We start from the raw sequence: 19,393 nt of genomic DNA on the forward strand, positions 1-19,393 counted from the left end.
TACTCAGATACAGCTAGGAGGAGATGGAGATGGCGGAAACCATAGCTTCAATGAATAAGAAACAGACAGTGCCGAATCCGGTCAGATCAACGAAACTACGCAGCTTTTACCGAAACAGATGGCTCTATCTCATGATGGTACCTGGATTGGTCTACTATATATTGTTTCATTATGCTCCAATGGCAGGGACCTTGATCGCTTTCCAGGACTATAACTTGATGAAGGGGATCTGGGGAAGTCCTTGGGCGGGAATAAACAATTTTAAGGTTATTTTCGAAAGCCCCGAATTTTTGCCCATTATAAGAAACACGCTGTTAATCAGCCTATACAAAATAGTAGGAAGCATGGTGCCGGATGTCATATTAGCTCTTATGCTCAACGAGGTTAGGGTTCGTTGGTTTAAGAAACTGGTTCAGACGATCACTTATGGCCCTTATTTTCTATCATGGGTCATCGTATATGGGCTGGTGTTCTCGTTTCTCGCACCGGGATCCGGGTTGATCAGTACCTTTGTGCGCGATATGGGCTGGGGACAAATCGATTTATTGACGAATAGCGATTTTTTTAGACCTTTGCTCGTGTTGACGGAAATTTGGAAAAACACCGGATTTGGAGCAATCATTTATTTGGCGGCTCTAGCTTCCATCAACCAGGATCTTTATGAAGCTGCCGTCGTAGATGGCGCTGGGCGCTGGCGCCAGCTCTGGCATATTACGCTGCCGGGCATTCGCGACGTATTTGTGCTTATGCTGATTATTAAAATTGGCGGGATATTGGATGCGGGCTTCGACCAGGTTTTCATTTTCTTGAATGCGAGGGTATATGAAGTCGGGGATATCGTAGATACATGGGTTTATCGTTATGGCTTTGAGCGGCTCGAGTTTGGCGTAGCGGCAGCTATGGGCGTTTTCAAATCGGTGGTAGGACTTATCTTTGTATTAGGTGCCAACAAACTGGCCAAGAAAGTCGGAGGTTCCGGCATATGGTAAGCGACAACAGGGAAAGGGAGGCGAACGAAGATGTCATTTGTACTCCAAAAAACGAAAGGCGATAAGATTGCTGACGCGATCATATATACGGTTCTAGGTTTGTTTGCCCTTGTCACTTTATTTCCGCTGTATTATGTAGTTATCGTCTCGGTAACCCCCTATATCGAAGTGATGAAGAATGGCGGCTTCGTCGTTTGGCCTGAGCATTTTACATTCCAAGCTTATAAAGAAATCTTCGGAAGCCCGCGCATACCGCAGGCGTTGAAGATTACTGTGTTTATAACGGTTGTTGGCACGGCTTTGAATCTGGCTGTTACTACGCTGCTTGCTTATCCGCTTTCCAAGAAGTCGGTGCCAGGCCGCCAATTCATCCTTATGGCGCTTGTGTTCACGATGATTTTTAGCGGCGGCATTATTCCACTTTACATCGTAGTACGGAGCCTCGGATTATACGACTCAGTCTGGGCGCTCATTATTCCCGGCATGGTCTCCACCTTTAACTTGTTGATCGTCAAAACCTATTTTGAAAACCTTCCGCCTGAAGTTGAGGAAGCGGCCAAGGTGGACGGCTGTGGCGATATCTCAACCTTATTTCGTATTGTTCTTCCTTTATCGGCGCCCATCATGGCTACGATTGGCTTGTTCTATGGCGTTACCCATTGGAATGAATACTTCAAAGGCATTTTCTATATTTCCGACAAGACGCTAATGCCGATGCAGGTTGTACTAAGAAGCATGATTCAAGCACCAAATGTCAGCACGGAGCTGTCTGTTAATTCGCTTATTTTGGATACGCTGCCTCCGGAAACGATCAAGATGGCCGTCGTTATCGTTGCTACCTTGCCGATCGTGATCGTCTATCCTTTCCTGCAAAAATATTTTGTCAAAGGAGCGCTGCTAGGTTCCGTTAAGGGGTAAAGGAAAGCCGAAAACTGCCCCTCTAGATGTACTAGGGGCGGCAGTAGATTTTGGTACAATCCGGCAATGACCATGCTATAATTACGTTTAATAGAAATAAGTGCAAGTTTATTTGAGCTTATTTAAGGTCTGCTTAAGATAGGGGAGTGATCTTGCATGATTCGCAGGCTAACCGGCACAAGCTTCACTTCCAGCGTCAGCACCAAGCTATTTATACTAACCTTTCTATCCGTTATCGCACTATTTTTGGTGATCGCTTTCTTCGGTTACCAGCGGCTGTTCGAGCCAATCAGGCAAAACAACGAAAAAGAGCTTCAGAGCTCTGTGGTACAGGTTGAAAATTATATCAAGACGTTGATGAACGCTTTTCAAAGCCAACTCATCTTTCTCTCCAATCCGGTTCTCTACAACAAAATGGACGAAGCCGACTACACGAAGCTAATTGACGATATTATGACCTATCATCAGGATCAGCTTCATAGTATCTATTTAATCGAAAATGACAAGGTGCGGATCAGCTCTCCCTACGGCTATCAGTTTTTCGTAGCCCCAAAGCGCATTGAGGAAATTATAAATCAAACTAGCAAGACAGGCTTCTGGTGGAGCCCGCCTCGTGCGGTCAGCGAACGCGACGTCATTACTCTCGCCAAAAAAATTGACGATAAAAGGGTCATAGCGATGGATTTGAATTTGAGTGCGCTGACAGGACCGCAGATTATTCAAGGCGAGCAGCGGCGGATTTATTTGTTTACAGGCCAAGGCGAGTATTTGTCGACGAACACGTTTCTTTCTTATCCGAAGACGTTTCAGGATCATCTGGAAATGAAGGATGATTTGCAGGTGTTAGCCAAGTCTGGCGGGACGGCGTACAATACCGTTCACACTTCGTTCGGAAGCTATACCGTGCTTAGCAGCAATCAAAATCGCTGGGACTGGGTCGTATTTTCCGTAATCGAGGAATCGCAAGCGTTTCCTTTGCTGGAATCGCTGAAGCAGCAGCTGGTGCTTGTTCTATTGATGGCGATCATCCTTGCCATAATCGTATCGGTATGGATCACGAATTATATCCGCAAGCCGGTGAAGGTCATAACGCGCCAATTCAAGGCTGCGGCACGCGGCGAGCTCGAGGCCCGGATTAAGCTGAAACGAAATGATGAATTTACGCATATTGGCGATGGATTCAACCGAATGATGGGCAACATCCAATCGTTGTTCGATGACTTGCGGGAAGCTGAGGAGAAGAAGCGGCATCATGAGCTTAAGGTGCTGCAGTCGCAGATTCATCCTCATTTTCTGAACAACACGCTTAATGCGATTTATTGCTTGGGAGAGACCGGACAGACTGAGGAAATGTGCAACATGATTCGCTCGCTTATGGGGCTGCTGCAATATTCAACGGACAAGGTCGGAGATATTGTTACCGTAGAGGATGAGCTGCAGCAATTAGAAAACTATGTGCAAATTATGAATCTCAGGTACGGAGACGTGTTCGAAATGGACATCGCTGTGCCGGAAATCTACTATAATGCGCCGATTCCGAAGCTGACTTTGATTACGCTGGTTGAGAACAGTATTTTTTACGGACTCAGCAAAAAAGGGACGAATCATATTATCGTTTCGGCTAAAGGCAGGGAGGCAGATAAGATTTTGCTGGAGGTTTCTGATACGGGACCAGGCATCGATCCGCAAAAGCTGGCCATGCTGACGAGGGAATCGGTTTCTCCTAATCCTAATAAAGGCTTGAACAATTTGGGGCTGCGCAATGTGCAGGAGAGGCTAAGCATGACGTTTGGTTATCAGTATGGTTTGCATTTTCATGCGGAGTCGGATGAGGGCCTGACGGTGACGGTTTCTCTTCCGGCAAGCGAGCTGCGAGAGTAATAATGGAATAGCAAATAGGGGGAATTCCATGCTGAAGCTTCTGATGGTAGATGATGAGAAATGGGTGCGTGATCGTTTCTCCGAGCGCATTCCTTGGTCAGATGCGGGGTTTGCGTTTATTGGAGCGGCTTCGGGAGCTGAAGAAGCGATCAAAATGATAGAGAGAGAAACGCCGCATTTGCTGCTCACGGATATTACGATGCCGGGCATGAGTGGACTGGAATTAGCCGCATATGTACGCAAGAGATGGCCGCGAATACGGATAATCATTCTGACTGCATACAGCGAATTCGAATATGCCAGGCAAGCGATCGAGCTTGGGGTAGACAATTATTTGATAAAGCTTGCACAGACACCTGACATCATTCTCGGTATTTGCCGCAAGGCAGCGGATGAGATCGAACAGGAGATGGATGTCGATCAGAAGCTCGAGCTTCAGCTTCAGCTTGGAAGGGAAAAGGAATGGGCGCGGAAGCGCCAATGGACGGAACGACTTTTGGAGGAGAATGGAAGTGCCAATGGACATTCGATGCCGCTTGCGTGGTTTGAAGGCATGGACGGTTATTTGGCGGGATTGACTCTAGGCTGGAGCATGCCTGGCAGCTTAGAGCAGGCCGCATCATCCGAGGATGAGCTCGCTCAACTGCAAAGACATATCGGCGAATTGCTGGAAAAGAGATTGAACCCGCATAAAATAGGCGCTGGCTCAACGCTTGTGGTGCTTCCGATTAAGCAAAGACGGTTATGCATATTGATCGGATCCAAGCAGCCTTTGAATACACTGCATTTGAACCAGCTGGCGATAATGGTTTTGGAAGAATTAAAAGCGTTTAATGATACGCTGCGGTGCTTTATACATGTAGGACCCGTACTGGAGGTTGGAAAGCAGCCATTGCTCGCTAAGCAGGTTGCCGATCGTATGATAGAAGGGCTGGACGGTCTGGCCTCTTATTTCTATAAACCGGAATCAGCTATTGTCAGCAAAAATGCGATCGCTTTTCGTCGTCTCGATCCAGAGCTGTCTAGAGAGCGGATTGCTGCTGTGGTCAAAGCTTTGCAGCGCGAGAATCTGGAAGCGTATCAAGAAAGCGTGTCAATGATGACGAAGCTCTCCGATCCATTTATTAATCCGGCAGATCTGCTTCGATTAACGAGACAGATGTTCAATCGTGAGCTGGTCAACCTGCCGGAATCGGTTATCACACGAATAAGCGGAATCGAACGACTGGAGACGTGGACGGATTATTGCAGCTGGTGGACGGAAACCAATCAAGCCATCCATGAGTGGCTAAGCAAACGGCTTCATCCGCCTGCTGCCGTTCGCAAGGAAATCCAGTGGATGTGCCGCTATATTCATGAGCATTACAAGGAGGATGTTCAGGTGTCGGAGCTTGCGAAGCTCGTTCAATTGCATCCCTCTTATGCGGGACAGATGTTCAAGCAGGAGGTTGGCGAGAACTTCTCGGAATATATGAACAGGGTGCGGATGGAAAAAGCGAGCGAGCTGCTCGAGCGGACCACGATGAAAATATACGAGGTTTCGGGCGCTGTGGGCATATCCGACTATCGTTATTTTTGCAAATTGTTCAAAAGCTACACCGGCTTTACGCCTACGCAATATAAGAATAAACAAGTATGACCGCCGTATGAACCGTCAGGATGAGCTAATCCCGACGGTTTTTTTTAACTCGATAACGATATCGTATCTGTATTTTGACCACTATTTCTTGTAATCGTCAGCTAGTTTTGCCATTTCAACGCCTCTATACTGTAGTCAAGTAAACGTTATCAAATGGAAGATGATAAGAGATATGCTGCTAGCATACAGGCTTATCAGTGAGAGGAGTATGGAATGAATACGATTCAAGATTGGGGTGCAACCCCTAGGGTAGAAAATGACGTTCATCGCGGAAAGCTGAAAAGTTGCCGAGACGCAAACCGTCAAGACGCCGGACGCAGCCGATTATTTAACGTTAACGGCGGATGATTGCGGCATTGCGCTTATAGCTGACGGCTCGGATTTAATGATGGTGCACGCCTTTGTAAGAGATGCGAGCGGAACTATCATTCCGAACGCTTACAACAAAATATCGTTCCGCCTGACTGGACCTGCTGAAATCATTGGCGATGGAGACAGTAGAGTAGGCTCAAACCCGATAAAGCGGAAGCGGGAGCAATCGGAATCGTGATTCGTGCCACTGAGGAACCAGGAATGATCACCTTGCATGCAGAGTCGGAAGGATTGAAGTCAGCAAGTGTAGAATTTATATCGAAGGCGTGTATGTACCGGGGAAAATACAAACCCCGCCTACCGCAAAACCGGTATATGCTGCAGATTTGGCGGATATATTTTCACCGCCGCCTTCAAGACACTGGGCAAAGTGGAGCGATATTGCAATCAATAACCGGCGGAAGCGAGCTCGGAGCTTTCTGGCTGCAGCGCCAATTATGCTGCGAGCGACAGCTTAACCGATCGCTGGAGCGAGCGTTGGAGCGCTGGCAACGACGAACTTCCGCAATGGTGGAAGGTGGATCTTGAACGCTTTTACGAATTGGATGGCAGTAAAATTTATTGGGAAAGCGATAACACGGGGTATGACTACCAAGTTGACGTATCCTCCGATGATAGGAGCTGGAAAACAGTAGCCTCCCGCAAGCAAACCGGACAGGATGAGGGAGTCGACGAATTTCACGAAAAGGGGATCAGGTACGTCCGCATTACTGTGAATCATGTATCCAAAGGTTTGCCGAGCTTCTATGTCGTGAAGGTTTTTGGGAGAGTTATGTAAAATTGTACGTTCGTCAATTAGCAGCGCTAAGGATTGGAGGGTTCAAATCAAATGTCCGGCAATAAGCTTCGCATTGGCATTATTGGTCTTGATACATCCCATGCTCCTGTATTTACGGCATTGATAAATGATAAGAATCATCCATATCACGTGCCTGGTGGTGAAGTAACGGTTGCTTTTCCAGGGGGCTCAAAAGATTTTCATTTGTCCTATTCTCGAATAGAGAGGTTTACGGAGCAGATACGCAGCCAGTTTGATGTAAAAATCGTCGATTCGCCAGAAGAGGTAGCAGAGAATTGCGATGCCATGCTGCTAGAATCGGTTGATGGAAGGGTTCACCTGGAACAATTTCGCCGCATTGCCGCCTGCCGCAAGCCGGTTTTTATCGATAAGCCGCTGGTTGTTTCTTATGCGGATGCGAAGGAAATCGCGGATTTGGCACGGCAATATGACGTCCCGCTTATGAGCTGCTCTGCGCTGCGTTATGCAGAAGCATTGACGGAGGCGTTGATGGAAGACGAGGATAGCGCCGTTATCGGTATGGATTGTTATGGTCCGATGGCATTCCAACCTACGCAGCCGGGTCTATTCTGGTATGGCGTGCATACGGTTGAAATGCTTTATAAAACGCTGGGAAAAGGCTGCAAGCAGGTTATAGCCGTTTCCAATGAGGAGCATGATTTCATTAGCGGCGTATGGGAAAACGGAAAGATCGGCACGATTCGCGGCAACCGCAAAGGAAATGATCAATTTGGCGCCTTGCTGCATAGGGAATCTCGAACTCAGTTCATCGATGTTTATAAACATCCGAAACCGTATTACGCCAGTCTTTTGGAACATATCATGCAAATGTTTATGACAGGAACGCCTGACATAGATTTAGAAGAGACGCTGCAGATCATTCGGTTCATGGAAGCAGCCAATGAAAGCCGTGAATCCGGTCAAACGGTATTTTTATAATAAAAGGAGAAGTGAACCTGATGCCACTCTTGGATATGCCATTAGAGCAATTAACGCAGTATGCCGGCCGCAATCCGAAGCCAGCAGATTTTGAGGAATACTGGAGTCGCGCGCTGGATGAGATGAAATCGGTTGAAGCGAATGTTGAGCTGGTAGAAAGCGATTTTCAAGTGCCGTTTGCGGATTGTTTCGATTTATATTTTACAGGCGTTCGGGGAGCCCGCATTCATGCAAAATATGTGCGGCCAAAAAATATAGCGCAGCCTCATCCGGCAATCATTCAGTTTCATGGCTATAAGGGCCACGCAGGGGACTGGAACGACAAACTCATTTATGCTTCGCTCGGATTTTCTGTCATAGCGATGGACTGCCGCGGGCAAGGCGGAACATCGGAGGATACGGGCGGAATAAAAGGGACAACGTTTAACGGCCACATTATTCGCGGGTTGAACGATACACCCGATAACCTGCTGTTTCGGCATATCTTTTTGGATACGGCGCAGCTGGCGGGAATTGTGATGGAGCTGCCCGAGGTGGATGCGGATCGTGTGGGGGTTACCGGAGCCTCTCAAGGCGGCGGACTTACACTCGCATGTGCTGCTCTTGAGCCGAGAATCAAAAAGCTAGCTCCTGTTTTTCCGTTCTTATGCGACTACAAACGGGTATGGGAGATGGATCAGGCCAAGGATGCTTATTTAGAGCTTAGTACTTTTTTCCGTTCTTTTGATCCGCAGCACAAAAAAGAGGAAGAAATTTTTACGAGGCTAGGTTATATCGATAATCAGTTTTTGGCGTCGCGCATTAAAGGCGAGGTGTTGATGGGTGTTGGCTTAATGGATAGCATTTGTCCGCCTTCCACTCAGTTTGCTGCGTATAACAAGATCACCTCGAATAAACGTTTGGAGATTTATCCTGACTTTGGACATGAGGGTCTTCCCGGGCTTCAGGACAATATCATTACTTTTATGCTCGGACTATAAAAGCAGCGGTCTATCTTTTAAAGCTGGTGAAGGATGAAGCGATGATGGTATCGAAAGAATTGCGAGTAGCGGTGCTTGGAGCGGGCGCGATTGCCAATCAGCATTTTGACGCGATCCGGGCAACGGAGGGATTTTCGGCATGCGCCGTTGCAGATATCCATTTGGATAAGGCAAGAGAAATCGCCGGCCTCTACGAAATACAGCCTTATTGCGATTACAAGGAAATGATTGCACAGGAAAAACCGGATGTAGCGGTAATTGCGCTGCCTCATGATCTGCATAAAGAGTCGGCCGTATATGCAGCAGGGCATGGCTGCCACTTGATGCTGGAGAAGCCGATGGCTATATCCGTTGCGGAATGCGATGCGATTATCGAAGCGGGACGCCAAGCGGGCATTCGGATTTTGGTCGGACATACCCAGCATTATATAGCTGAAAATATACTTGCCAAGAACATTATCCAAAGCGGTGAATTAGGCAAGCTTGTCATGATACATGATGTCAGACATACGGACTATTTCAACGACTCGCGTCCGCAGTGGTTTCTCGAGAAAGACAAATCAGGCGGCGGCATTCTAGCTAATTTAGGTACACATTCTATTGATAAAATTCAGTGGCTGACGGATCGTACGGTCCAAAAAATAAGCGCATCTGCTAGCTTTCATGGTCGCAGGGGAAACGTAGAGGGCAGCGTCATGATTTATATGGAGCTGGACGACGGGATACCTGCAACGATTGTTCAATCCGGATATTTGGGTGCAGCGCGCAATGAAACGGAAATTATTTTTACGGAAGGCATGTTGAAGCTAGCAACGGGTGAGAGTCTATGGATAAGCAGGGGCGGAAGCTATGAGAAGCTTGAGCCTGCGCAAGCGGCAGCTCCCTTCGAATTGCAATATGCCGACCTGCTTTCGGCGATAGAGAGTGATTGCGAAGCGAGCTGCACGCCAGAATATGCCCGTCAAGTTATAGCAGCGCTAGAAGCGGCATACCGTTCCGCAGAAACGGGTACATTGCAGATTCTTCATCGTTAAATGCAAATGTCTAATAAAGAGAGGTTATCCTTAAGGTCTATCGAATCTTGGGGATAGCCTCTTCGTCGTTTTTTTTGAAAAAGTATTGAAATAGTGGACAATTTGTTGAAACGGATGCCTATTTTGGCCATCCTATGGCTTTTATAATGAAAGCAGGCATTTAATGTAAGCGCTTTATTTGTCGATTTCACCCAATCGAATGAGGAGGGAATGAATGATGAGTAGATTAAGAGCTTCACAGTGCTTCGCCGTTTTTTTGAGTTTTGCCATGCTGCTTTCAGGATTAACGATTTCGCCTATCCAAACAAATGCAAACCCGCTCGCGCTTCTCCCAAACAGCGGATTTGAAGAGGTTGCTGCAGGAAAGCCGGCCAAGTGGTCCATCATTAACGGGGACGTGACTTCATCCACGTACCTCGCGCACAGCGGCACTTATAGCGTAAAGCTGGCAGATCCGAGCAACACGAATTCTGTTACGCTGCGCAGCCAGAAGATTCCGGTTACGCCGGGATGGGAATAAGGCAACCCGCTCGACAGCGGTACGGCAAGCTACTATGCAGGCAGCTGGCGGACGATTGGCAGTACGACAGCAGGCGAGGTCAGCAAGGAGTTACTGTCTGGCACTTATACGTTTGGAATGACCTATGGGGGAACCAACAAAGAATTGGTAAACAACATCAGCACAAACGCTACAGTTGTTTTTCAATTATAAGATTGTAGAAGCTTTAATAACTCGAGGGCCAATCCATGGTCCTCGAGTTTTTGTTTAGGTGAATGTGATCAGACACAAGCTGGGCTGACTTTTTAGTTAAGTTGCTCCTGAATGATTGTTCATGCTATGCTTCTTAAAAGACTTATTAGAGATGATGTCTGTAAATAACGGTGGAGGTTTTCCATGCAAAATATGAACGACTCAAACGTTGAAAAAGGTATATCTATCGGTATTATAGGTCCAAACGCCTTAGTGAAGCGGATGCTAAATGTCCTTAAATCTTTTCCTTCTTTCCGTCCGATTCCGAAGGTTTACGGGAATGAAGATGATGTCCCGAGGCTTGCAGAGGAAATCGCGGGCGACGTAGAAGCGATTCTCGTATCCGGTCCGATGCCCTACCATAGAATAAGGGAAGAAACGAGCTTGAAGGTGGCACTGCATCATGTGCCTTTAACGGATACCAGCTTATATAGGGCGTTGTCTCGAATGAAGAATGCGCTAGGGCCAGAAAAGTCGCTGCGCGTTTCCATCGACACTTTGGGGAAACAAATGGTAGCCATGTCATTAAAGGAAATCAATGAATCACGTATCAAAACAACGCATTTTGACGGCTCCTCATATCCAACCCGCGAAGCGTTAATCGCATTCCACCAACGTCTGTACGAGTCTGGGGCCTGCGAAGCGGCGATGACAGCTGAAGGATCGGTTTCGGAGGCGCTGACTAAATTAGGCATTCCGAATGAATGGATTATACCAACCGATCAAAATATTACGGTTGCTTTGGAGCGCGCATTGTTGTCGACGGAAACGAGGCAAAGCAAGGAAGCGCAAATTGTCGTAGGTCTCCTTAACTTCGATCATTTTGAGAAAAGAATCCATACGCATACCTCGGAGCATGAGGTTCAGAGATTCAAGCTGGACATCCACCGGATGCTGCTCGACTATGTCGAATCGTTGGACGGTTATTTAACCCATCTCGGCGGGGATGAATATTTATTTTTTACGACACGGGGCATATTCGAGAGGGAGACCGGCGGGTATAAATCAATTCCGCTTGGCAGGCATGCTTATCAGAAATTCGGTTTGTCTCTTAGCATCGGCATCGGCTTTGGACGTTCTGCAAATGAAGCGGGCACGCATGCAAGAGCTGCTCTTCGCAAATCGAAAGAAGCAGGCGGAGACACATGCTTTATTGTCCGGGAGGATAAAACGTTGATTGGACCGCTCGCGATGGCTGATCCGCTGGAGTATGTGTTGACGATGACCGATGCAGGATTAATCAAGAAGGCTGAGGATGCAGGGATGACCTCTGTTTATTTGAGCAAATTGCTTGCTCAAGTGGCTCGGAATGGAAGAACGGATTACATGGTGCACGAGCTGGCCGCGATACTTGATATTACCGTAAGGAGCACGCATCGGTTAGTCCTGCAATGGATTGATCATGATTTGGTACGAATAGCGGGAGTAGAGAAGGTTCCAAAAGGCAGGCCGCGCCAAATTTTTCGGCTTTCTTTTCTGGAGGATAAGGTAGGGAGTTAAGGTGGTGGGATAAGCTTAAGCTTGAGCTTTTTCCATTTATTTATGGACAATTTAAAGATTTGTCTTTTAACAGTATGGATACTATGATGAAGATATCCTCACATTTAGAAGGGAGATCTTGGACAATGAGAACGATAGAAGAACTGGAGGCCAAGCTGGCTGAGCCCTCCGAAGCACTCGTGAAAGATATGAAGGAAATAGATGGAGATATTCTCCTATTAGGCGTAGGCGGAAAAATGGGTCCGAGTTTGGCAAGACTGCTAATGAATGCGATCAAAATAGCGGGAGTCAATAAAAAAGTGATCGGAGTGTCCCGTTTCTCGGAGCAAGGTCTGCAGGAGCAGCTGGAGGCAGAAGGGATCGAGACGATTGCTTGCGATTTGTTTGACGATGAGAAGCTGCAAAGCTTACCAGACGTTAAAAACGTCATTTATATGGCTGGCAATAAATTCGGAACGACCGGCAATGAATCTTTTACATGGGCAATGAACGCTTACCTTCCCGGCAGAGTTGCTGAGAAGTATCGGAATTCTCGTATCGTCGTATTCTCCTCCGGCAACGTTTATCCGTTTACGCCAGTAGGTTACGGAGGCGCAAGCGAATCGGTGGCGCCATCGCCGATTGGAGAATATGGTCAATCTTGCTTGGGGAGAGAACGAATATTTGAACACTTTTCTAAGCAATATGCGATTCCAATGGTTATTTATAGGCTAAACTATGCTATCGATATGCGTTATGGCGTTTTGCTGGAAATTGCTAAATCGGTCAAAGCCGGTAAAGCGATCAATTTGACGATGGGCCATGCGAATGTCATCTGGCAGGGGGATGCCAATGAAATGGCCATCCGTTCCTTGCTCGCTTGCGAGTCTCCAGTAAACTTCCTGAACGTTACGGGACCGGAGACGATGTCGATACGCTGGGCTGCTGAGGAATTCGGCAAACGATTCGGCACTGAGCCTGAATTCGAAGGGATTGAAGCCGAAAATGCACTGCTCAACAATGCATCGAAATGTCATCAGCTATTCGGGTATCCCCGCGTGTCACTTCTGCAAATGATCGATTGGGTGGCTGAATGGGTAGAGGCTGGCGGATCAACGTTAAACAAACCTACTCATTTCCAAGAGAGAAAGGGGAAGTTTTAAGCGATGAGCCACTCTAAAGGATTGTCAAACGTGCAAATGCGCGCGCTTCATGACGGGCTGGTCATACCGGCTCATCCGCTGGCGCTTGACGAGAATCGCCACTTAGATGAAGGGCACCAAAGGGCATTAACCCGCTATTATATGGCATCTGGCGCGGGCGGGGTCGCCGTCGGCGTACATTCTACACAATTCGAAATCCGCGACCCGAAGTTTGGTTTATATGAGAAGGTGCTTCAGCTTGCTGCTGAAGAGGTAGACAGGGAGAAGCTTAAGCGACCTTTCATACGGGTGGCCGGCATTTGCGGGCCTACAGAACAAGCGCTTCAAGAAGCTGAAATATCGGCGGGGTTAGGGTACGAGGCTGGCCTTCTTAGCATGGGAGGGCTGCAAGACTTGTCGGAAGCAGCTATTTTGAAGCGGACGGAGAAGGTGGCGGAGGTCATTCCCGTTATCGGCTTTTATTTGCAGCCTTCAGTTGGAGGCAAAGTGTTCAGCTTTGATTTCTGGCGGGCATTCGCAAATATTCCCGGTGTGGTGGCGATCAAGATGGCGCCATTTAACCGTTACCAGACGATCGATGTCGTCCGAGCGGTTTGTTACTCGGAACGTAGAGATGAAATCGCATTGTATACGGGCAATGATGATAACATTATCAACGACTTATTAACGGTCTACCGATTTCAAGTTCAGGGCAAGCTTGTGGAAAAAAGAATCGTTGGAGGACTCCTTGGACACTGGGCGGTCTGGACGAATAAAGCGGTGGAATTGCTGGAGGACATTAAACGGGCACGCATTCAGGAGAGCATCTCGCCGGAATGGCTGACCCGCAATATCGAAGTGACCGACACCAATGCCGCTTTCTTCGATCCGGCTCACAGCTTCGCCGGCTGTATTCCAGGCATTCATGAAGTGCTTCGCAGGCAAGGTCTTCTAAGAGGGACATGGTGCCTGAATCCACATGAAGCGCTCTCTGAAGGACAGAGCGAAGAAATCGATCGGATATACTGTGACTATCCTCATTTGAACGACGACGCATTTGTTAAGGAACATCTGTCCAGCTGGCTTTCATAGGAGGTATTGAATGTGATATGCGTTTTAAGGATGTGTTTTCCATCATTGGGCCTGGCATGATCGGACCTTCTAGCTCGCATACGGCGGGTGCTGTTCGATTAGGAAGAGTGGCGCGCGGGTTGTTCGGTGAACAGCCTGAGCAAGCAGATATATTATTCTATGGCTCTTTGGCAGCTACTTACAGCGGCCACGGAACAGATTTAGCGGTAATTGCGGGACTGCTACAGTTCGATACGGATGACGAGCGGATTCCAGATTCGCTGGAGCTCGCCGATTCGCTTGGGATGAAGGTTACTTTTCAGACGGGCAGCGGGCCTGCCGTTCATCCGAACACCTTGACGATCAAGCTGCTTTCGGGAACGAGGCGTTCTCAGATGACAGGCTGCTCCATTGGCGGCGGCAATATCGAAGTGGTGGAAGTAAACGGTTTTGATCTCAAATTTACCGCCAATTATCCGACTCTAATCGTTTACCATCTCGACCATTCCGGCGTGCTTGCGAACATCACGAGGCTGCTGAGCGATGCCAATGTCAATATTGGCTATATGGATGTGGACCGTAAAGGCAGGCTCGGGCAAGCCGCGACCGTCATCGAGACGGATGGAGAATTACGGGAGGACCTGCTTGCGAAGATCAATCAGCTGGATTATGTGAATAGCCTTAATTACATCGATTTGAATGGTGGTGTCCCGCTTTGAGATTCAGCACGTTAAAGGAATTGGCGGTCGTATGCGTAAATGAAGGCAAGCCGATCTACCGGATCATGCTGGAGGATCAGGCAAGGGAATCCGGGCGGACGGAGGAGCAGGAATGGGACAAAATGAAGAAGTATTACGGCATCATGAAGGATGCCGTAGTGAAAGGAATCTCTTCGGAAAAAACGTCCCGCAGCGGCTTGACTGGCGGTGACGCGAAACGCGTGTATACGTATACGCGGTTGCCAGATGCTTCTTTGGAGCCGTTCGCTGGATCAGCAATGGCATACGCGCTTGCGGTATCTGAAGTGAATGCCTCAATGGGGCGTATCGTCGCTACGCCGACTGCCGGATCTTGCGGCGTCATTCCCGGCGTATTCGTCAGCAGCCAGGAGCGGTTTGGCTGGGATGACGATCATATGGTAAACGGATTGTTCTGTGCCGGAGCAATAGGCTATGTCATCGCGAACAACTCCTTTATATCCGGAGCAGAAGGCGGCTGTCAGGCTGAGATCGGCTCTGCAATCGGCATGGCAGCGGGTGCTCTCGTTGAACTGAAAGGAGGGACGCCAGCACAGGCGGTTCACGCAGTCGGTCTGGCGTTAAAAAACACGCTTGGCCTGATTTGCGATCCGGTTGGCGGCTTGGTGGAAATTCCGTGTATTGTCCGCAATGGTTTTGGGGCAGTTAATGCACTAGCCGCCGCCGATATGGCGCTTGCAGGCGTAAGAAGCGTCATTCCCTCGGACGAGGTCATACAAGTTATGCTCGAAGTCGGGAGCGCGATGCCGGAAATTCACCGCGAAACGGCTGGAGGCGGGTTGGCGCAGACGCCGACTGGCAAACAAATCATTCAGCAGTTGGCCAAAGATAGAAAGAACTCTTCTGCTGAAGTGAAGGAGGAGGAAGATGACTAATAAGGCCATACGTGATCTCCTTCCTGCGGCCAGAGCAATCGAACGCGAGTTAATCGAATTACGAAGGAAGCTTCACCAGAATCCAGAGCTTAGCTTGGAGGAAGAAGAAACATCAAACACTGCTGCTGAGTTACTGCAAGGGTTAGGCCTCGAAGTGCAAAGAGGCATTGGCGGGCATGGTCTCATCGCTGATCTAGCAGGAGACAGACCGGGACCAAGAATTGCTCTCCGGGCGGATATGGATGCGCTGCCGATCCAAGAGGAAACCGATCTTCCTTACGCTTCTTTCATTCCAGGGAAGATGCATGCCTGCGGACACGATGCACATACCGCAATGTTGTATGGAGCGGCCAAACTGTTATCGGAGAGGAAAAATCAGCTGGCCGGCAGCGTCCGGCTTATCTTCCAATCCGCCGAAGAAATAAACGCGGGTGCTAAGGCGATGGTTGAACAAGGCGTGCTGGAAGGTATCGACGAAATATATGGTCTCCACAATCTACCTACGCTGCCTGCTGGGAAGGCAGCCACTCGGTACGGCGCTTTAATGGGCTCGGTCGATCGGTTTGAACTGACTATTTGGGGAAAGGGCGGGCACGGCGCCATTCCCGATCAATGCGTCGATCCGATTGTTGCCGCTTCGGCAATCATTATGTCACTCCAATCGGCGGTCAGCCGAGAAATCTCGCCGTTTGATCCGGTAGTGCTTAGCATAGGAAGCATACACGGAGGCGCTTCTTACAATGTCATTCCCAATCAGGTTGAATTGACCGGTACGGTTAGAACGTTCTCCCGCAGCGTCCAAATGGACTTGCCTGCAAGGCTGCAAAGGATAATCAATCAAACGGCTGAGGCATACCGCTGCAAAGCAGAGCTCCGCTATACGCAGCAGGTTCCGGTATTGACCAATCATGATGATCAGGTCCAACATGTCGAGGGTACGATTGATCTGATTTTAGGCCGAGACAACCGTATTGAAGCCGCTCCTGTCCTTGCAGGAGAAGATTTCTCTGTTTATCTTCAGCATGTGAAAGGATGCTTCTTCTGGCTCGGTTCAGGACCGGCAACCGGCGCGGAGCAAGCTTATGGACTGCATCATCCGAAGTATTCGATTAACGAGGATTGTCTGCCATTTGGCGCTTCCTTGCTGGCGGGAATAGCGATTAATCGTTTAGGATGAGCATTTGAATAAACTACAGTTGAAATGGCTTATTGAAGTCATATCGAGAAAATACGAATGCCCACTGACCCAAGCGGTTAGGGGGCTTTTTTTTTCTCGAATAAACGAAAGTGATTGACAGCGAATTACTCTAATGTTAGGATAAAAATATCCTAATTATAAGATATATAAAAATAGTATATCTATTTGTAGGAAAATATGAAGGAGTGAGATAAAATGAATATGGTATCGATTGTGCTTCAAGTGATTTTGGGTTTAGGTTTTTTGGTGTTTGGAGCTTCAAAGCTCGGGTCCAAGCAAATGATTGATGAATTTAAGCGTTATGGCTTGCCACAATGGTTTAGAATAGTAACAGGCTTGCTCGAAATAGGCGGTGCCGTACTCATCATATCAGGAATTTGGAACGACATGCTCGCTGCTATCGCTGGAATATTGCTAGTCATTATTATGGCTGGAGCAATAGTTACGCATTTACGAATCAAGGATCCGGCATCTAAAACGGGTATGCCCATCATTTTGATAGTACTATCCTTAATTGTCCTAATTATGAATTGGAATGCATTGTTTGGATAAGGCTTATGCAACTAATCTCTCCTTATCCGAACAGATAATCAATAGGTAAAAGGAGGTATTCTGATGTACCAAGGTGACGAGCAAAGCGAGCTCGATTTAAGGCTTTTCCGGGTTTGGGCTAAAGCATCCAAGGCAATATTGGATAATGTACAGCGGGATATTGCAAGCCACGGAATCAGTCCTGACCATTTTATGATTCTTGAGCTTCTCTACAACAAAGGGCCGCATCCGATCCAAAGAATTAGTGAGATTTTCTCGATTCCAAGCGGCAGCATTACTTACGTGGTAGATAAGCTCGAAAAAAACGATTTTGTGAAACGGCAACCAAGTCCCACGGATCGAAGAACATCAAATGTTACCCTTACGGAGAAGGGTGAAGCGTTATTTAATGAGATTTTTCCCAAGCATGTTGCGATAATATCCAAAAGCCTTTCCGCTGCTAATAACGATGAAAAGCTTCAGCTGATCCAGCTACTCAAAAAAATCGGGCTTGGAGCACAGCAAAAAGATTGAACGACTTAACAATAAAATTTCAAAAAATACATTTTCAACCAGTAAATTTTGTGATACACTCTCCTTTGACAGCGCTTTAATAATTGAATGTGAAGAAAAAGAATTTTCATAAAAAAGAAAACTTTTTCTTTTTTTTTAATCAAAAGTTAAAGCGCTTAAACTTTAAGGGAGGCGAAATAATGTACAAAAGTGTCTTTCGTTTGGCCAGCAAGTTTAAGAAAGCAGCAGTAATCGGCCTTGCAACAATCGTTATTGCAGGCGTGTCCCAGGTTCCTTCATCGTTAGAGGATACCGTTCGGGCAGCAGGGGAATTAAAGCCTTTTCCACAACAAGTCAGTTATCCGGGCATTATCAAACCTAACCATGTCAGCCAAGCTACAATGAATGCATCGGTGAAATCGTATTATGATTACTGGAAAGGAAAGTATGTTAAAAACAATCTGGCCTCTCTTCCAGGAGGCTACTACGTTAAAGGGGATATTACTGGAAGTGCAGATGGCTTCAAGCCGCTCGGTACGTCTGAAGGCCAAGGCTATGGGATGATTATTACAGCCTTGATGGCAGGACATGATGCGAATGCAAGAACTATTTTTGATGGCATGTTCAAAACAGCTAGAGCTTTCAAGAGCTCTGTAAACTCAAGCTTGATGGGCTGGGTCGTGGCAGACAGCAAAAAAGCACAAGGCCATTTCAGCTCTGCAACAGATGGGGACTTGGACATCGCTTACTCGTTAATTCTTGCGAATAAACAGTGGGGCTCAAGCGGGTCGGTCAACTATTTGTCTGAAGCGAAGAAAATGATTAATGCAATCAAAGCAAGCAACGTGACGACAAGCAATCGCCTAAACCTTGGGGATTGGGACTCGAAGAGCGCGCTGAATTCAAGACCGTCCGACTGGATGTTAAGTCACCTTCGCGCCTTTCATAGTGTAACAGGCGACCAAACTTGGTTGAATGTTATTAACAGCCTATATACGGCTTATTCTCAAGTTAGCAATACTTATGCGCCGTCTACAGGTTTAATTTCTGATTTTATCGTCGGCAATCCTGCTAAGCCAGCACCGGAATATTATTTGGATGAGTTCAAAGAAACGAATCAGTATTTTTATAATGCTTCCCGCGTACCGCTTCGCATCGTTATGGATTACGCGCTCTACGGCGATACGAGAGGCAAAGCAATTGCTGATAAAGTAACGACATGGATTAAAGGCAAGACGGGCAACTCGCCATCTGGCATTAAAGCAGGGTACACCTTAAGCGGCACTGCTCTCAACAGTTATAGTGAAGCGGTATTTACGGCGCCATTGATTGCTTCTGGTACTGCAAACAAGAACAACCAGGCATGGGTGAATGCAGGCTGGGACACAATTAAAAATTCGAAATCGAGCTATTTTAGCGATTCTTTCAACCTGCTTAACCTGCTCTTCATCTCAGGAAACTGGTGGAAGCCATGATGAGCGCAACTAGCTCAGCAACAACTCATTAGTTTAGGATAATCGAGAG

Annotated in this window: 20 protein-coding genes and 1 pseudogene; all 21 read left to right on the plus strand. The window is 47.5% G+C overall.

What is annotated here, in order from left to right; all coding sequences use genetic code 11:
• Positions 1-29: 29 nt before the first annotated feature.
• The 21 genes and pseudogenes from HI950_RS02555 (at position 30) to HI950_RS02645 (ending at position 19,344) form a co-directional block, all read left to right on the plus strand.
• Entirely contained in the window at positions 30-989 is a 960-nt protein-coding gene (locus tag HI950_RS02555) for an ABC transporter permease (RefSeq protein WP_223285074.1), read from the plus strand.
• 30 nt (positions 990-1,019) lie between these two features.
• Entirely contained in the window at positions 1,020-1,907 is an 888-nt protein-coding gene (locus HI950_RS02560) for a carbohydrate ABC transporter permease (RefSeq protein ID WP_169081732.1), read from the plus strand.
• A gap of 156 nt (positions 1,908-2,063) precedes the next feature.
• Positions 2,064-3,788 (plus strand): cache domain-containing sensor histidine kinase, encoded by a 1,725-nt coding sequence (locus HI950_RS02565; protein ID WP_169081731.1) that lies wholly within the window; start codon positions 2,064-2,066, stop codon positions 3,786-3,788.
• Positions 3,789-3,816: 28 nt separating this feature from the next.
• Entirely contained in the window at positions 3,817-5,427 is a 1,611-nt protein-coding gene (locus HI950_RS02570; protein ID WP_169081730.1) for a response regulator transcription factor, read from the plus strand.
• Between the two features lie 213 nt (positions 5,428-5,640).
• The gene (locus HI950_RS36335) at positions 5,641-5,775 is read left to right on the plus strand and encodes a hypothetical protein (protein ID WP_262985649.1); all 135 of its coding nucleotides are present in this window, start codon (positions 5,641-5,643) and stop codon (positions 5,773-5,775) included.
• 37 nt (positions 5,776-5,812) lie between these two features.
• Positions 5,813-5,977 (plus strand): hypothetical protein, encoded by a 165-nt coding sequence (locus HI950_RS02575; protein WP_262985650.1) that lies wholly within the window; start codon positions 5,813-5,815, stop codon positions 5,975-5,977.
• On the plus strand, positions 5,974-6,327 hold the full coding sequence (locus tag HI950_RS36340) for a hypothetical protein (RefSeq protein ID WP_262985651.1): 354 nt from the start codon (positions 5,974-5,976) through the stop codon (positions 6,325-6,327). Before HI950_RS02575 ends, HI950_RS36340 begins: the two co-directional genes overlap by 4 nt.
• Positions 6,257-6,577 (plus strand): annotated as a pseudogene (locus HI950_RS02580) (discoidin domain-containing protein); the annotation flags it as partial. The gene HI950_RS36340 and the pseudogene HI950_RS02580, both read left to right, overlap by 71 nt.
• A gap of 51 nt (positions 6,578-6,628) precedes the next feature.
• Positions 6,629-7,537 carry a Gfo/Idh/MocA family protein gene (locus tag HI950_RS02585; RefSeq protein WP_169081729.1) on the plus strand — a complete coding sequence of 303 codons (909 nt, stop codon included), beginning with the start codon at positions 6,629-6,631 and terminating at the stop codon, positions 7,535-7,537.
• Positions 7,538-7,557: 20 nt separating this feature from the next.
• Positions 7,558-8,517 (plus strand): acetylxylan esterase, encoded by a 960-nt coding sequence (locus HI950_RS02590; protein WP_169081728.1) that lies wholly within the window; start codon positions 7,558-7,560, stop codon positions 8,515-8,517.
• Between the two features lie 41 nt (positions 8,518-8,558).
• Positions 8,559-9,551, plus strand: a complete 993-nt coding sequence (locus HI950_RS02595; RefSeq protein WP_169081727.1) for a Gfo/Idh/MocA family protein — start codon at positions 8,559-8,561, stop codon at positions 9,549-9,551.
• A 214-nt stretch (positions 9,552-9,765) separates the two neighbouring features.
• A complete protein-coding gene (locus HI950_RS02600; protein ID WP_169081726.1) occupies positions 9,766-10,071 on the plus strand; it encodes a hypothetical protein in 306 nt (101 codons plus the stop codon).
• Positions 10,072-10,446: 375 nt separating this feature from the next.
• Positions 10,447-11,802 (plus strand): GGDEF domain-containing protein, encoded by a 1,356-nt coding sequence (locus HI950_RS02605; protein WP_169081725.1) that lies wholly within the window; start codon positions 10,447-10,449, stop codon positions 11,800-11,802.
• Between the two features lie 125 nt (positions 11,803-11,927).
• Positions 11,928-12,944: an NAD-dependent epimerase/dehydratase family protein gene (locus HI950_RS02610; RefSeq protein WP_169081724.1), complete on the plus strand. Its 1,017-nt coding sequence runs from the start codon at positions 11,928-11,930 to the stop codon at positions 12,942-12,944.
• A gap of 3 nt (positions 12,945-12,947) precedes the next feature.
• A complete protein-coding gene (locus tag HI950_RS02615; protein WP_169081723.1) occupies positions 12,948-14,015 on the plus strand; it encodes a dihydrodipicolinate synthase family protein in 1,068 nt (355 codons plus the stop codon).
• Positions 14,016-14,032: 17 nt separating this feature from the next.
• Positions 14,033-14,713 (plus strand): L-serine ammonia-lyase, iron-sulfur-dependent subunit beta, encoded by a 681-nt coding sequence (gene sdaAB / locus HI950_RS02620; protein ID WP_169081722.1) that lies wholly within the window; start codon positions 14,033-14,035, stop codon positions 14,711-14,713.
• Positions 14,710-15,627 carry an L-serine ammonia-lyase, iron-sulfur-dependent, subunit alpha gene (sdaAA, locus tag HI950_RS02625; protein WP_169081721.1) on the plus strand — a complete coding sequence of 306 codons (918 nt, stop codon included), beginning with the start codon at positions 14,710-14,712 and terminating at the stop codon, positions 15,625-15,627. Before sdaAB ends, sdaAA begins: the two co-directional genes overlap by 4 nt.
• Positions 15,620-16,804, plus strand: coding sequence for a M20 metallopeptidase family protein (locus HI950_RS02630; RefSeq protein ID WP_169081720.1), 1,185 nt, complete (start codon positions 15,620-15,622; stop codon positions 16,802-16,804). Before sdaAA ends, HI950_RS02630 begins: the two co-directional genes overlap by 8 nt.
• Positions 16,805-17,020: 216 nt before the next feature.
• Positions 17,021-17,377, plus strand: coding sequence for a DoxX family protein (locus HI950_RS02635; RefSeq protein WP_223285075.1), 357 nt, complete (start codon positions 17,021-17,023; stop codon positions 17,375-17,377).
• A 63-nt stretch (positions 17,378-17,440) separates the two neighbouring features.
• Positions 17,441-17,890: a MarR family winged helix-turn-helix transcriptional regulator gene (locus tag HI950_RS02640; RefSeq protein ID WP_169081719.1), complete on the plus strand. Its 450-nt coding sequence runs from the start codon at positions 17,441-17,443 to the stop codon at positions 17,888-17,890.
• Positions 17,891-18,069: 179 nt separating this feature from the next.
• The gene (locus tag HI950_RS02645) at positions 18,070-19,344 is read left to right on the plus strand and encodes a family 8 glycosyl hydrolase (protein ID WP_169081718.1); all 1,275 of its coding nucleotides are present in this window, start codon (positions 18,070-18,072) and stop codon (positions 19,342-19,344) included.
• Positions 19,345-19,393: the final 49 nt, after the last annotated feature.

Source organism: Paenibacillus sp. PL91, assembly GCF_012935325.2.
In the GTDB taxonomy this organism is placed as follows: Bacteria; Bacillota; Bacilli; order Paenibacillales; family Paenibacillaceae; genus Pristimantibacillus.

What these genes read in the sequence shown, in the direction of transcription:
- HI950_RS02555 (WP_223285074.1), top strand. Translation starts at nt 30, where the DNA reads ATGGCGGAAACCATAGCTTCAATGAATAAGAAACAGACAGTGCCGAAT.
- HI950_RS02560 (WP_169081732.1), top strand. Translation starts at nt 1,020, where the DNA reads ATGTCATTTGTACTCCAAAAAACGAAAGGCGATAAGATTGCTGACGCG.
- HI950_RS02565 (WP_169081731.1), top strand. Translation starts at nt 2,064, where the DNA reads ATGATTCGCAGGCTAACCGGCACAAGCTTCACTTCCAGCGTCAGCACC.
- HI950_RS02570 (WP_169081730.1), top strand. Translation starts at nt 3,817, where the DNA reads ATGCTGAAGCTTCTGATGGTAGATGATGAGAAATGGGTGCGTGATCGT.
- HI950_RS36335 (WP_262985649.1), top strand. Translation starts at nt 5,641, where the DNA reads ATGAATACGATTCAAGATTGGGGTGCAACCCCTAGGGTAGAAAATGAC.
- HI950_RS02575 (WP_262985650.1), top strand. Translation starts at nt 5,813, where the DNA reads ATGATGGTGCACGCCTTTGTAAGAGATGCGAGCGGAACTATCATTCCG.
- HI950_RS02585 (WP_169081729.1), top strand. Translation starts at nt 6,629, where the DNA reads ATGTCCGGCAATAAGCTTCGCATTGGCATTATTGGTCTTGATACATCC.
- HI950_RS02590 (WP_169081728.1), top strand. Translation starts at nt 7,558, where the DNA reads ATGCCACTCTTGGATATGCCATTAGAGCAATTAACGCAGTATGCCGGC.
- HI950_RS02595 (WP_169081727.1), top strand. Translation starts at nt 8,559, where the DNA reads ATGATGGTATCGAAAGAATTGCGAGTAGCGGTGCTTGGAGCGGGCGCG.
- HI950_RS02600 (WP_169081726.1), top strand. Translation starts at nt 9,766, where the DNA reads ATGATGAGTAGATTAAGAGCTTCACAGTGCTTCGCCGTTTTTTTGAGT.
- HI950_RS02605 (WP_169081725.1), top strand. Translation starts at nt 10,447, where the DNA reads ATGCAAAATATGAACGACTCAAACGTTGAAAAAGGTATATCTATCGGT.
- HI950_RS02610 (WP_169081724.1), top strand. Translation starts at nt 11,928, where the DNA reads ATGAGAACGATAGAAGAACTGGAGGCCAAGCTGGCTGAGCCCTCCGAA.
- HI950_RS02615 (WP_169081723.1), top strand. Translation starts at nt 12,948, where the DNA reads ATGAGCCACTCTAAAGGATTGTCAAACGTGCAAATGCGCGCGCTTCAT.
- sdaAB (WP_169081722.1), top strand. Translation starts at nt 14,033, where the DNA reads ATGCGTTTTAAGGATGTGTTTTCCATCATTGGGCCTGGCATGATCGGA.
- HI950_RS02630 (WP_169081720.1), top strand. Translation starts at nt 15,620, where the DNA reads ATGACTAATAAGGCCATACGTGATCTCCTTCCTGCGGCCAGAGCAATC.
- HI950_RS02635 (WP_223285075.1), top strand. Translation starts at nt 17,021, where the DNA reads ATGAATATGGTATCGATTGTGCTTCAAGTGATTTTGGGTTTAGGTTTT.
- HI950_RS02640 (WP_169081719.1), top strand. Translation starts at nt 17,441, where the DNA reads ATGTACCAAGGTGACGAGCAAAGCGAGCTCGATTTAAGGCTTTTCCGG.
- HI950_RS02645 (WP_169081718.1), top strand. Translation starts at nt 18,070, where the DNA reads ATGTACAAAAGTGTCTTTCGTTTGGCCAGCAAGTTTAAGAAAGCAGCA.